Source organism: Pseudomonas tolaasii NCPPB 2192 (assembly GCF_002813445.1).
GTDB classification, from domain to species: domain Bacteria; phylum Pseudomonadota; class Gammaproteobacteria; order Pseudomonadales; family Pseudomonadaceae; genus Aquipseudomonas; species Aquipseudomonas tolaasii.
This window is the reverse complement of record NZ_PHHD01000001.1, coordinates 958,453-971,790: the sequence shown is the minus strand read 5'-3', so window position 1 is coordinate 971,790 and position 13,338 is coordinate 958,453. Positions and strand designations below refer to the sequence as shown.

At 60.6% G+C, this 13,338-nt stretch carries 10 protein-coding genes; 3 read left to right on the top strand and 7 right to left on the bottom strand.

Annotated elements, in window-relative coordinates:
- Positions 1 to 24 precede the first annotated feature (24 nt).
- The 3 genes from betA to betI form a co-directional block, all read right to left on the bottom strand.
- Complete coding sequence (gene betA, locus ATI14_RS04515; protein ID WP_016972882.1) at positions 25 to 1,719, bottom strand: choline dehydrogenase; 1,695 nt, start codon at positions 1,717 to 1,719, stop codon at positions 25 to 27.
- Between the two features lie 136 nt (positions 1,720 to 1,855).
- On the bottom strand, positions 1,856 to 3,328 hold the full coding sequence (gene betB, locus ATI14_RS04510) for a betaine-aldehyde dehydrogenase (protein WP_016972881.1): 1,473 nt from the start codon (positions 3,326 to 3,328) through the stop codon (positions 1,856 to 1,858).
- A 111-nt stretch (positions 3,329 to 3,439) separates the two neighbouring features.
- Positions 3,440 to 4,033, bottom strand: coding sequence for a transcriptional regulator BetI (gene betI, locus ATI14_RS04505; protein WP_016972880.1), 594 nt, complete (start codon positions 4,031 to 4,033; stop codon positions 3,440 to 3,442).
- Between the two features lie 391 nt (positions 4,034 to 4,424).
- On the opposite strand from betI, the gene ATI14_RS04500 reads away from it, so the two are divergent.
- Complete coding sequence (locus tag ATI14_RS04500; RefSeq protein ID WP_231124432.1) at positions 4,425 to 6,359, top strand: BCCT family transporter; 1,935 nt, start codon at positions 4,425 to 4,427, stop codon at positions 6,357 to 6,359.
- A 154-nt stretch (positions 6,360 to 6,513) separates the two neighbouring features.
- Here the strand turns inward: ATI14_RS04500 and choV are convergent, their stop codons facing one another.
- From choV to ATI14_RS04485, 3 genes are all read right to left on the bottom strand, one after another.
- Positions 6,514 to 7,692 (bottom strand): choline ABC transporter ATP-binding protein, encoded by a 1,179-nt coding sequence (gene choV, locus ATI14_RS04495; protein WP_016972878.1) that lies wholly within the window; start codon positions 7,690 to 7,692, stop codon positions 6,514 to 6,516.
- Complete coding sequence (gene choW, locus ATI14_RS04490) at positions 7,689 to 8,534, bottom strand: choline ABC transporter permease subunit (RefSeq protein ID WP_016972877.1); 846 nt, start codon at positions 8,532 to 8,534, stop codon at positions 7,689 to 7,691. The genes choV and choW overlap by 4 nt, the downstream gene beginning before the upstream one ends.
- Positions 8,535 to 8,601: 67 nt before the next feature.
- Positions 8,602 to 9,549: a choline ABC transporter substrate-binding protein gene (locus ATI14_RS04485; RefSeq protein ID WP_016972876.1), complete on the bottom strand. Its 948-nt coding sequence runs from the start codon at positions 9,547 to 9,549 to the stop codon at positions 8,602 to 8,604.
- A gap of 404 nt (positions 9,550 to 9,953) precedes the next feature.
- Between ATI14_RS04485 and ATI14_RS04480 the strand changes: the two genes are divergently transcribed.
- A complete protein-coding gene (locus tag ATI14_RS04480; RefSeq protein WP_016972875.1) occupies positions 9,954 to 11,330 on the top strand; it encodes an L-serine ammonia-lyase in 1,377 nt (458 codons plus the stop codon).
- A 501-nt stretch (positions 11,331 to 11,831) separates the two neighbouring features.
- Positions 11,832 to 12,935, top strand: a complete 1,104-nt coding sequence (gene gbdR / locus ATI14_RS04475; protein ID WP_005792167.1) for a choline metabolism transcriptional regulator GbdR — start codon at positions 11,832 to 11,834, stop codon at positions 12,933 to 12,935.
- A 95-nt stretch (positions 12,936 to 13,030) separates the two neighbouring features.
- Here gbdR and ATI14_RS04470 read toward each other — a convergent pair whose 3' ends face one another.
- Positions 13,031 to 13,294 carry a hypothetical protein gene (locus tag ATI14_RS04470; RefSeq protein ID WP_016972874.1) on the bottom strand — a complete coding sequence of 88 codons (264 nt, stop codon included), beginning with the start codon at positions 13,292 to 13,294 and terminating at the stop codon, positions 13,031 to 13,033.
- Between the last annotated feature and the right edge of the window lie 44 nt (positions 13,295 to 13,338).

Genomic DNA, 13,338 nt, shown 5'->3' with positions numbered 1-13,338 from the left:
GATCCAGGCACCGCGGTGTTTCAGTTACTGCGCGATTTCACGCAACGGCTTGCCACGCACCGGCGCGTCGCCGGCTACGTAGTAGTCGGCAGTACTGCGTGGCAGCGGCTGGCGGCCACGGATCTTGTCGGCGATTTTCTCGGCGATCATGATCGTCGGTGCGTTCAGGTTGCCGGTGGTGATGATCGGCATGATCGACGCATCCACCACACGCAAGCCCTGCATGCCATGCACGCGGCCTTCGCCGTCCACCACCGCCATGTCGTCGGTGCCCATCTTGCACGAGCACGAAGGGTGGAACGCGGTTTCGGCGTGCTCGCGGATGAACTTGTCCAACTGTTCATCGGTTTGCACGTCGATGCCCGGGCTGATTTCGCGGCCACGGTACTGGTCCAGCGCCGGCTGCTGCATGATTTCACGGGTCAGGCGGATGCCGTCGCGGAATTCCTGCCAGTCCTGCTCGGTGGCCATGTAGTTGAAAAGAATGCTCGGGTAGTCCCGCGGGTTCTTCGACTTCAACTGCACGCGACCACGGCTCGGCGAACGCATGGAACCCATGTGCGCCTGGAAACCGTGCTCTTTCACACCGTTGCTGCCGTTGTAGTTAATCGCCACCGGCAGGAAGTGGTACTGGATGTTCGGCCAATCGAATTCTTCACGGGTGCGGATAAAACCGCCCGCTTCGAACTGGTTGCTGGCGCCGATGCCGGTGCCGTTGAACAGCCATTCGGCACCGATGGCCGGCTGGTTGTACCAGAGCAGCGACGGGTACAGCGACACGGGCTGGGTGCAGGCGTATTGCAGGTACAGCTCAAGGTGGTCCTGCAGGTTTTCGCCGACGCCGGGCAGGTCGTGGACCACCGGGATGTCGAGGCTTTCCAGCAGTTTGGCCGGGCCCACGCCGGAGCGTTGCAGCAGTTGCGGGGACGCGATTGCGCCGCTGCACACCAGCACTTCTTTGCGCGCACGGGCTTCAACGCGCTCTTCGGCAGCGCCGATCAAGTAACGCACGCCCACGGCACGTTTGCCTTCGAACAGTACCTTGTCGGTCAGGGCGTGGGTGACGATGGTCAGCGTGGAGCGTTTTTTAGCCGTGTCCAGATAGCCACGCGCGGTGCTGGCGCGGCGGCCTTTGGGCGTGACGGTACGGTCCATCGGGCCGAAGCCCTCTTGCTGGTAGCCGTTCAGGTCGTCGGTGCGCGGGTAGCCGGCCTGTACGCCGGCTTCAACCATGGCGTGGAACAGCGGGTTGTTGCCAGGCTTGGGCGTGGTCACGCTGACCGGGCCTTCGCCACCGTGGTAGTCGTTCGGGCCGATGTCCCGCGTTTCGGCCTTGCGGAAATACGGCAGGCAGTCCAGGTAGGTCCAGTTTTCCAGGCCTGGCAGTTTGGCCCAGTTGTCGTAGTCCATGGCGTTGCCACGGATGTAGCACATACCGTTGATCAGCGAAGAACCGCCCAGGCCTTTGCCGCGACCGCATTCCATCCGGCGGCCGTCCATGTGTGGCTCGGGGTCGGTTTCGTAGGCCCAGTTGTAGCGGCGGCCTTGCAGCGGGAAGGCCAGGGCGGCTGGCATTTGCGTGCGGAAGTCGAAACGGTAGTCCGGGCCGCCGGCTTCCAGCAGCAGGACGGTAACGCCTTCGTCTTCGGTCAGACGGGTCGCCAGGGTGTTACCGGCGGAGCCGGCACCCACAATGATGTAATCGTATTCTTGGGACATGAGATGCACCCTCTTTTGAGATAGTCAGGTCGGGCCTCATCGTGGGCAAGCCCGGCTCCCACAGGGAAATGCATTCCAAATGTGGGAGCTGGCTTGCCTGCGATAGGGCACTCACAGGCAACACAAGGCTCGGGTTTTAGAACACCGAGGCGTAGTCGCCCAGCTCAACCTGTACCGATTTGATGCGGGTGAAGTTGTTCAGCGAGCTGATGCCGTTTTCGCGGCCCACACCGGATTGCTTGTAGCCGCCGACCGGCATTTTCGCGTCGGACTCGCCCCAGGCGTTGATCCAGCAGATACCCGCTTCCAGCTGATGAATCACGCGGTGGGCGCGGTTCAGGTCGCGGGTGACCAGGCCGGCAGCCAGGCCGAAGTCGGTGTCGTTGGCGCGGCGGATCACTTCTTCTTCGGTTTCGTAGGTGAGGATGCTCATCACCGGGCCGAAGATTTCTTCACGCACGATAGTCATGTCGTCGGTGCAGTCGGTGAACACGGTCGGGGCCACAAAGGCGCCTTTGGCGAATTCACCATCAGTCAGGCGGTCGCCGCCGCATAGCACGCGGGCGCCTTCTGCCTTGCCTTTGGCGATGTAGCCCAGCACGCTCTCCATGTGGGCAAAGCTGACCAGCGGGCCGAAGTTGGTGTTGTCGTCTTGCGGGCTGCCCACGCGAATGCGCGCAACGCGCTCAACGATCTTGGCTTCAAAGGCCGCTTGCAGGTGCTTGGGTACGAACACGCGCGTGCCGTTGGTGCAGACCTGACCGGAGCTGTAGAAGTTGGCCATCATCGCGATGTCGGCGGCGCGATCCAGGTCGGCGTCTTCGAACACGATCAGCGGCGACTTGCCGCCCAGCTCCATGGTCACTTCCTTGAGCGAGGAGCTCGACGCGCTGGCCATGACTTTCTTGCCGGTGTCGGTACCGCCGGTGAACGAGACTTTCTCGATGCGCGGGTGCTCGGTCAGCCAGGTGCCGACTTCACGGCCGCTGCCGGTCAGTACGTTGAACACGCCCGCCGGTACGCCGGCTTCGGTGTAGATCTCGGCCAGTTTCAGGGTGGTCAGCGAGGTGACTTCGCTTGGCTTGAAGATCATCGCGTTGCCGGCGGCCAGGGCCGGTGCGGATTTCCACAGGGCGATCTGGATCGGGTAGTTCCACGCGCCGATACCGGCGACCACGCCCAGCGGCTCGCGACGGGTGTAGACGAAAGAGGTGTCGCGCAGCGGGATCTGCTCGCCTTCGATGGCGGGCACCAGGCCTGCGTAGTATTCCAGCACGTCGGCGCCGGTGACGATGTCGACGTATTTGGTTTCGGAGAAGGCTTTACCGGTGTCCAGGGTTTCCAGTGCGGCCAGTTCATCGTTGCGCTCGCGCAGGATGTCGACGGCACGGCGCAGGATGCGCGAACGCTCCATGGCGGTCATGGCAGCCCAGATTTTCTGGCCTTTTTCGGCGCTGACCACAGCACGCTCAACGTCTTCTTTCGTTGCGCGTTGCACTTGGGCGAGAACTTCACCGTTAGCCGGGTTGATGGCTTCGAAGGTGGCATCGCTGCCAGCGTCGCTGTAGCCGCCGTCAATGTAGAGTTTTTGCAGTTCGAAACGGGCCATAAAGTCCTCGCAAGTGCATAAGTGGTTGGCGTTAACCGCCGAAAAATGGAGCCATAAGGGTCTGGCAACACTCAGCGACAGCAGTTCAGGGGTTGAGCGGTTATGTGTGCTCTAACTCACCTGCTTGGCCAATTGGAAATCCATGTATTCGTAAGCGATGCGTTGCGCCTGCTCCGTGTCGAAAGCGTCTCCCGACAGGGCGCCGCGCAACCACAAACCGTCGATCAAAGCCGCCAGGCCCCGGGCTGCGCTGCGTGCATCTTCCAGCGGCAGCACACGGCGGAACTGGCAGCACAGGTTGGAATACAGACGGTGATCGTTGATCCGCTGCAACCTGTGCAAAGACGGGTGGTGCATGCTGGTGGCCCAGAAGGCCAGCCAGGTTTTCATTGCCGGGCCGTTGACCTGGCTCGCGTCAAAGTTGCCGCCGATGATCACCTGCAGGTGAGCACGGGGGCTGTCATCCGTAAGCGCAAGCCTGCGTTCGTGGACGTTCTCGATCAGCACATTCATCAGGTACCGCATCGTCGCGGCAATCAGGCCGTTCTTGTCCTGAAAGTAGTGACTGATGATGCCGTTCGAAACGCCGGCCAAACGGGCGATCAGCGCAATGCTGGCATCCCCCATTCCGACCTGATCGATGGCCGTCAAGGTGGCTTCGATCAACTGCTGGCGGCGTATGGGTTGCATACCGACCTTGGGCATGTAGCACCTCTCCTTAGGCCTGCCGATGGGCGATAAACGTCCGTCGGCTTGATGGCCAGTCTATTTTGTTTTGATTGAACGTTCAATCAACAAAGAATAAGATCTGCGACAAATGGTCGCTGCCTACAGATATTTCCTACCTGAGAGCAGCGTCCTGTGACACCTGCAAAAACCCTTGAAACAGGCCGTATCAGGGCCTGGCCACCGCCTCGGCGGGGTTCGAGAATTTTCGGGGTGTCTTTATAACACCCGTCCGTCGACTGCCGAAAAATCGATGTCCCGGGATAACCGTTGCCTTGTGTTTCTCTCTCGCACTGCCCGGAGCATCTGCGCCATGAGTTCTGCCTCTCTTATAAAGACCCCGCCGGAAAAGGTTCGGGTCAACGGTTGGGTGTTCTACACCTCCACCGCGCTCATTCTGTTGTTGACCGCCATTCTGATCATCGCCCCGCAGGAGGCCGGGCGCATGCTTGGCGTAGCACAGGCCTGGCTGTCGAAAAGCTTTGGCTGGTACTACATGGTGGTCATCGCCGCTTATCTGGTGTTTGTGGTCGGCCTGGCGTTTTCGTCCTACGGCAAGTTGAAACTGGGCAGCAAGGACGACACCCCGGACTTCAGCTACGGCGCCTGGGCCGGCATGCTGTTCTCGTCCGGCATCGGCATCTCTTTGCTGTACTTCGGTGCCTCCGAGCCTCTGGACCACTACTTCAACCCGCCCGAAGGCGTAGCCGCCAGCAATGGCGCCGCACGCCAGGCGTTGCAACTGACGTTCCTGCACTGGGGTCTGCATGGCTGGGCGATTTACGCGCTGGTCGGCCTGGCCGTGGCGTACTTTGCCTACCGTCACAACCAGCCGCTGGCCTTGCGTTCGGCACTGTACCCGTTGGTGGGCGAGCGTTGGGTGAAAGGTGCGGCCGGCCATGCGGTGGACGGTTTCGGCATGTTCGTGACGCTGCTGGGCCTGGTGACGAACCTGGGGATCGGTTCGATGCAGGTGTCGTCGGGCCTTGAAAACCTGTTCGGCATGCAGCACAGCAACACCAACCTGCTGATCGTGATCATCGTGATGAGCACCGTGGCGACCATCGCCGCCGTGTCGGGTGTGGAGAACGGCATTCGTCGCCTGTCCAACCTCAATATCGTGCTGTTCAGCGGTTTGCTGATCTTTGTGCTGCTGTTCGGCCCGACCCTGCACTTGCTTAACGGCTTCGTGCAGAACATCGGCGACTACATGAACGGCATCGTGCTGAAAACCTTCGACCTGTATGTGTACGAAGGCGACGCCGACAAGACCGAGCGCTGGATGGGCCTGTGGACCCTGTTCTACTGGGCGTGGTGGATTTCCTGGGCACCATTCGTGGGCATGTTCATCGCGCGTATTTCCCGTGGCCGCACGGTGCGTGAACTGGTGGCCGGCGTATTGCTGATTCCGCTGGGCTTTACCCTGGCGTGGCTGTCGATCTTCGGCAACTCGGCGCTGGACCTGGTGCTGAACCACGGCGCCGTGGAGCTGGGCAAGACCGCACTGGAACAGCCGTCCATGGCCATCTACCAGTTGCTTGAGCATTACCCGGCGTCGAAAGTCGTGATTGGTGTGTCGATCTTCGTGGGCTTCGTGCTGTTCCTGACCCCGGCGGATTCCGGCGCGGTGATGATGGCCAACCTGTCCTGCAAAGGCGGTAACGTGGATGAAGACGCGCCGCACTGGCTGCGGATCTTCTGGTCGGTGGTGATCACGCTGGTGACCATCGGCCTGCTGTTTGCCGGCAACTTCGAAGCCATGCAAACCATGGTGGTGTTGGCGGGGCTGCCGTTCTCGGTGGTGCTGGTGTTCTTTATGTTCGGTTTGCACAAGGCGATGCGCCAGGACGTGGCCATCGAACAAGAGCAAGCGCAATTGGCCGAGCGTGGCCGTCGGGGTTTCAGCGAGCGTTTGACTGCCCTGGACCTGCAACCGAGCCAGGGCACGGTACAACGCTTTATGGACAAACACGTGACGCCGGCGCTGGAGGAGGCGGCGACCGCGTTGCGTGATCAGGGGCTGGAAGTGCAGACCTTGCTCGGTAAGTCCAAGCGCTGCATTGGCGTGCGGATCGAGATGTCCGAGGGCAACCCGTTTGTCTATGAAGTGAGTCTGGATGCTTACTCGTCGGCGCCGAGCGACGTGCCTGAAGAAGAGCGCACCCGTTATTACCGTGCCGAGGTGTACCTGCACAACGGGCCTCAGGAATATGACCTGATGGGCTTTACCCAGGAGCAAATCACCCGGGACGTGCTCGATCAGTTTGAAAGCCATCGGCAGCTCCTTGGCCGTGTCTATAGCTGATGGTTGAGCCTGGCGGTGCCCTCACTGGCGCCGCTGTTTCCTGATTGGAGTGCGGTCAACTGTGGGAGCTGGCTTGCCTGCGATAGCTTTTGTGAATTCACTAAAGCTATCGCAGGCAAGCCAGCTCCCACATTGATCCAGTTCCTTCAGTTGATTAGCCGAGGTTCTTGCCTAAAAGGGCATGGTACAGCTCGCTATCCCCCAGAATCCCCACCACCTGGTTGTTGTCATGCAACACCAGCTTGTTCCCCGTGTGATACCGAATCTGCAACGCATCGCGCATGCCGATATTCGAATCCACCAGCGTCGGCACTCGGCCCAAGCCTTCCACCGCTTGCCCCGGCGCCCAGTTCTGCAGGTTCAGCACCGCGCCATTCTGGCGGGCACCCTTGATGGTGTTGCCTTCGGCCAGGTCCAGCCACGAGTCGCCGCCCGGGTCCAGGCACACCGAACCGTTGATGCGCTTGCAGTTGTCCAGGGTACGCATCAGGCTGCGGCCGCACAGTACGTTCAGCGGGTTGGTGTGGGCGACGAAGGTGCGCACATAGTCATCGGCCGGGTTCAGCACGATTTCTTCCGGCACGCTGTACTGGATGATCTTGCCGTCTTTCATGATTGCGATGCGGCTGCCGAGTTTCAGCGCCTCATCCAGGTCGTGGCTCACGAACACGATGGTTTTGCTCAGCTTGCGTTGCAGCTCCAGCAGTTCATCCTGCAGGCCCTGGCGAATCAACGGGTCGAGGGCGGAGAAGGGTTCGTCCATCAGCAAAATATCGGCGTCCATGGCCAGGGCGCGTGCCAGGCCGACGCGCTGCTGCATGCCGCCGGACAGCTCGTCCGGCTTCTTGTTGCGCCATTGGGCCAGGCCCACCAGCTCGAGTTTTTCATCCACCAGCGCGCGCCGTTCCTTCTCCGGGCGGCCCTGCATTTCCAGACCGAAGCTGATGTTCTCGCGCACCGTCAGCCAGGGCATCAGGGCGAACTTCTGGAACACCATGGCGATGCGTTTGGTGCGCATCATTTTCAGCTCGGCGGGGGTGCACGAGGCGATGTCGATCTGGCGGCCTTCATGCTCCACAAACAGCTGGCCGCGGCTCACGGTGTTGAGGCCGTTGATGCAGCGCAACAAGCTGGATTTGCCGGAGCCCGACAGGCCCATCAGCACGCAGATTTCGCCTTTCTCGATGTCCAGGCTGGCTTTTTCCACGCCGACAATCTGCCCGGTTTTTTTCAGGATCTCGTTGCGGTGCATCCCCTGGTCCAGCAGCCTCAAGGCTTCGCGCGGGTCTTTGGAGAAGATCACATCGACATTGTCGAATCGGATAATGCTCATGCATCACCCCCTACTTTGGCGTCGGGTTGTTTGCAGATGCGGTCGAGCATGATGGCCAGCAGCACAATCGCCAGGCCGGCTTCAAAGCCCAGGGCGATGTCGGCGGTGTTGAGCGCGTTGACCACCGGCTTGCCGAGGCCGTCGGCGCCCACCAGAGCCGCGATCACCACCATCGACAACGACAGCATGATGCATTGGGTAATGCCGGCGGCGATGCTCGGCATGGCGTGGGGCAGTTCAATACGCGAGAGCAACTGACGGCGCGAGCAGCCAAAGGCCTTGCCGGCGTCCATCAACTCTTGCGGTACATCGCGGATACCCAGGTAGGTCAGGCGGATCGGTGCGGCAATCGCGAACACCACCGTGGAGATCAGGCCGGGCACCACACCCAGCCCGAAGAGGGTCAGGGTAGGGATGAGGTAGACGAAGGTCGGTACGGTCTGCATCAGATCGAGCACCGGCCGCATCATGGTGTAGAACAGCGGTTTGTGCGCGGCAACAATGCCCAGCGGCACACCGATGACCACGCAGACCAGGGTGGCGAACAACACCTGCGCGAGGGTTTCCATGGTTTCCTGCCAGTACCCCAGGTTCAGGATCAGCAGGAAGGAGGCGATGACAAAAACCGTTAGGCCCCATTTGCGTTGAATGAAATGAGCCAGCAGCGCAATCAGACCGATCAATGCCAGCGGATTGAACCAGGTCAGCGCAAACGTCACGCCGTGGATCATCGTTTCCAGGGTCGATGCGATTGCGTCGAAGTAGTTGGCGCCGTGTTGGGTCAACCATTCAACGAAGGCAGCGATGTACTGGCCCAGTGGGATTTTCTGTTCAGTCAGCATGGTAGTGAATGTCCACATGCGAAGGGGAAAACATCCCGGGGCAGCGCACCGCCCCGGGGTCAGCGGGTTACTTGGCGAGGTAAGCTTTTACGGCGTCGATCCCTGGTTTGCCGTCATAGGTGGTGACACCGGCGAGCCAGGTGTCGAGCACTTGCGGGTTGGCCTTGAGCCAGGCCTTGGCGGCCACGTCGGGTTTTTGTTTGTCGTCCAGGACTTTACCCATCAGGGTGCTTTCCATGTTCAGCGTGAACACCAGGTTTTTCAGCAACTGGCCAACGTTGCTGCATTCCTGGGTGTAGCCCTTGCGGGTGTTGGTGTAGATGGTGGCCTGGCCGTAGTTGGGGCCGAACGAGTCGTCACCGCCGGTCAGGTACTTCATCTTGAAGCGGGTGTTCATCGGGTGCGGTTCCCAGCCGAGGAACACGATGGCCTGGCCGCGTTTGGTGGCGCGTTCCACCTGCGAGAGCATCCCGGCTTCGCTGGATTCCACGACTTTGAAGCCCGCGTCTTTCAAACCAAACTGGTTCTTGTCGATCACGGTCTGGATGGTGCGGTTGCCGTCGTTACCCGGCTCGATACCGTAGATTTTGCCGCCCAGCTCTTCCTTGAATTTGACGATGTCGGCGAAGTCTTTCAGGCCCTTGTTGTACAGCTCCTCGGGCACGGCCAGGGTGTACTTGGCGTTCTCAAGGTTGGCGCGAACGGTTTCTACGGTGCCGGCATCACGGTACTGCTTGATGTCGTTTTCCATGGTCGGCATCCAGTTGCCGAGGAAGATGTCCATGTTCTTGCCGTCCGCCAGAGACTTGTAGGTCACCGGCACGGAAATCATCGTGGTGCGCGGCTTGTAGCCCAGGCCTTTGAGGATTTCGCTGGTGGTGGCGGTGGTGACGGTGATGTCGGTCCAGCCGACGTCGGAGAAATTGACGGTCTGACATTGTGCCGGTTCTGCAGCGTGCGCCAGGACTGGCAGACTCAGCATGGCGGCCAACAACAACGAGGGTGAACCTTTCATGGGGCTAGACTCCTGTGTTTTTTCTGGCGGCCTGCGCCGCGCTTTATAGGTGTTGCGGTTGGTGCGCGCGATGACGCGACGGCACGGTGCCTTGCAAACGAGTCGAGACTGATCATGTACCAGTGAAAATCTGACGCCTACAGGGGGCGTCGTATCCAGTACAGGGATGGTCGTATCCAGTGTCGGTGACGTCGCTTACAGATTTTTCCAGCGGCAAAACTGCTGTTTTTGCCGATCTGCACCGCTAAAAACGGCCAAAACGCCTTATCGCCTGCCAGCGACGTTAGTGAGCATGGTCACGTCGGTGTGAGACGCCGTGAGGGGCAGCAAAAGCTTGATGATGCCGCCATTCGGGCGAATTCAGCGTAGCAGGTAGCCCGTGCTTATCGAGGAGTTCCACGGCAATGGCTATCAGCGTTTTCGACCTGTTCAAGATCGGCATCGGGCCTTCGAGTTCTCACACCGTCGGCCCCATGCGCGCCGCGGCGTTGTTCGTTCAAGCCTTGCGTGAACGTGATGTGTTGGAACAAGTGCGGCGCGTCGAAGTTCAGCTGTATGGCTCGCTGTCCGCCACCGGCATCGGCCACGGCAGCGACACCGCCACCATCATGGGCCTGATGGGCGAATGGCCGGACGCAATCGATCCGTCGCAAATCGGCCTGCGCATTCATACCCTGCGTGAAACCGACACCCTGCTGCTCGACGGCTACCTGCCGGTGCCTTTCATTTGGGCGCGCGACATGCGCCTGCTCGACGAAAACCTGCCGTTCCATCCCAACGCCATGACCCTGGTGGTGTTCGGCGACAACGGTGAGTTGCACCGTGACACCTACTATTCGGTCGGCGGCGGTTTTGTGGTGGATGAAGCCCAGGCGCAAAGCGGTGTGGCGGATATGGACCGCACCGAGTTGCCTTACGATTTTTCCAGCGCGGTGGAGCTGCTGCAGCTGTGCAAGACCCACAACCTGCGCGTGGCCGAATTGATGCTCGCCAATGAGAAAACCTGGCGCTCCGAAGAAGAAATCCGCAGCGGCCTGATGAAGCTTTGGCGCGCCATGCAGGATTGCGTGGAGCAGGGCCTCAAGCACGAAGGCATCCTGCCCGGCGGCCTCAATGTGCGGCGACGCGCCGCCAGGTTGCACCGCAGCTTGCAGGAACTGAACAAGCCCAATGTGATCGGTTCAACCTTGAGCGCCATGGAGTGGGTCAACCTGTTCGCTCTCGCGGTGAATGAGGAAAACGCCGCCGGTGGGCGCATGGTCACGGCGCCGACCAATGGTGCGGCGGGGATCATCCCGGCGGTGCTGCACTACTTTATGAAGTTCAGTGAGGATGTCACCGAGGCCAATGTGGTCGACTACCTGCTCGGCGCGGCGGCGGTGGGCATCTTGTGTAAAAAGAACGCCTCGATCTCCGGCGCCGAAGTGGGTTGCCAGGGTGAAGTCGGCTCGGCGTGTGCGATGGCGGCGGCCGGGCTGGCGGAGATCCTCGGCGCCACCCCGGAGCAACTGTGCAACGCGGCTGAAATCGGCCTTGAGCATAACCTCGGCCTGACCTGCGACCCGGTGGGCGGCCTGGTGCAGGTGCCGTGTATCGAGCGCAATGCGATTGCGGCAGTGAAGGCGATCAACGCGGCGCAAATGGCCCTGCGGGGTGACGGCCAGCACTTTATTTCCCTGGACCGGGTGATCCGCACCATGCGCGATACCGGGGCGGATATGCATGACAAGTACAAAGAGACATCGCGGGGCGGGTTGGCGGTCAGCGCCGTTGAGTGCTGAGACCGAGTCGACTGCATCGCAGGCAAGCCAGCTCCCACAGGGGAACGCATTCCAAATGTGGGAGCTGGCTTGCCTGCGATAGCAATACTCCAGACACCACTGCTCATAAAGTGAACACCCGGATCCAAAAGCGCCACCTTTTAGCGCGTCGCAAACAGATAAGTAGCTCCCAAACGATTCTGCGCCTGACCACCCGTCATCCGTGCCAGCGGTGACAGACTTTTCCCACGCCCGCAAAGCGCCTTCCCACAAGTGCTACCGATCTGCTCACACCCCGTAGGCGGGCTCGGTCTGACGCCCGATTCGGGTCATATCCCGCACTCCCGGCACGGGCTTATATAGACGCGTCATCAGGTCGTTTTTAGGAGTTATTGGACGGCCATTCAACTTTAGGCATGGCATTTGCTCTATCAATTCAAAGCCTCGCTCTCGCCGCAGACGAGCGCAATAACAAGAGCCTCGCCTGAGGCCATCACCCGCTTTGTGTGAGGAGATACCGCGATGACGTCGTTCAACTCCGGGGCCCAACCCCAGAACCGTGCGCCTCAATCCATCGGCTTTTTGCTGCTGGACAATTTCACGCTGATTTCCCTGGCGTCGGCCGTGGAACCGCTGCGCATGGCCAACCAGCTGTCCGGCCGCGAGCTGTACCGCTGGACGACCCTGAGTGTCGACGGTAACCAGGTGTGGGCCAGCGACGGCCTGCAAATCACCCCCGATGCCTCCATGCACAAAGCCCCGGCCCTGGACACTGTGATTGTGTGCGGCGGCGTGGGTATCCAACGTACTGTGACCCGTGAGCATGTGTCGTGGCTGCAAAGCCAGGCGCGCCAGTCCCGTCGCCTTGGTGCCGTGTGCACCGGCAGCTGGGCCCTGGCCTGCGCCGGTTTGCTCGACGGTTTTGATTGCAGCGTGCACTGGGAATGCCTGGCGTCGATGCAGGAAGCCTTCCCGCGCGTGGCCATGAGCACACGCCTGTTCACGCTGGACCGTAACCGCTTCACCAGTTCGGGCGGCACCGCGCCGCTGGACATGATGCTGCACCTGATCAGCCGCGACCACGGCCGTGAATTGTCGGCAGCCATCTCGGAAATGTTTGTGTACGAACGCATCCGCAACGAACAGGATCACCAGCGTGTGCCGCTCAAGCACATGCTTGGCACCAACCAGCCGAAGCTGCAGGAAATCGTCGCGTTGATGGAAGCCAACCTGGAAGAACCGATCGACCTGGACGAACTGGCGGTGTATGTCGCCGTGTCCCGTCGTCAGCTGGAGCGGCTGTTCCAGAAATACCTGCACTGCTCGCCGTCTCGCTACTACCTCAAGTTGCGCTTGATCCGTGCGCGGCAGTTGCTCAAGCAAACGCCGATGTCGATTATCGAAGTGGCATCGGTGTGCGGGTTTGTGTCTACGCCGCACTTCTCCAAGTGCTACCGCGAATACTTCGGCATTCCGCCGCGGGATGAGCGCGTGGGTTCCAACACCACCCAGCAAGTGGCGATGATGCCGATTCCGCAGGCGCTGGTGCTGTCACCGTTGTCGGGGCCGATGTCGGCGTTGAGCCAGGCGCGTAATGAGTCGACGTTTGCCAGTGTAAGGCTCTAGACCGAGTCGCCTTCATCGCAGGCAAGCCAGCTCCCACATGTTGATTTGTGAATACATTCAAATGTGGGAGCTGGCTTGCCTGCGATAGCGGTGTATCAGGCACCAGAGCTCTGTTTGAACTGCACCAAAGCCGGCAACAACTGCTTGTCGATCGCCTGCCTCACCGCCGGCAGAATCGTCGCACTGCCGGTGTACATCTGCTCCACCATACCCTTGAGTGCCTTGGCCCGTGCCGCACTCAAACCGCGCACTGCGCACTCGCAGGCCTGCTCTGCGGTGGCGCCGCTGGACACTTCAAAACCCAGCGAGCGCAGTTGGCCCAGCAGGTCATCCTGGTCAATCAAATCCGCGTGCATCATGACGTTTTATCCTGGTGTAGGGAGCGGGGTCTGAGCTTGATTCT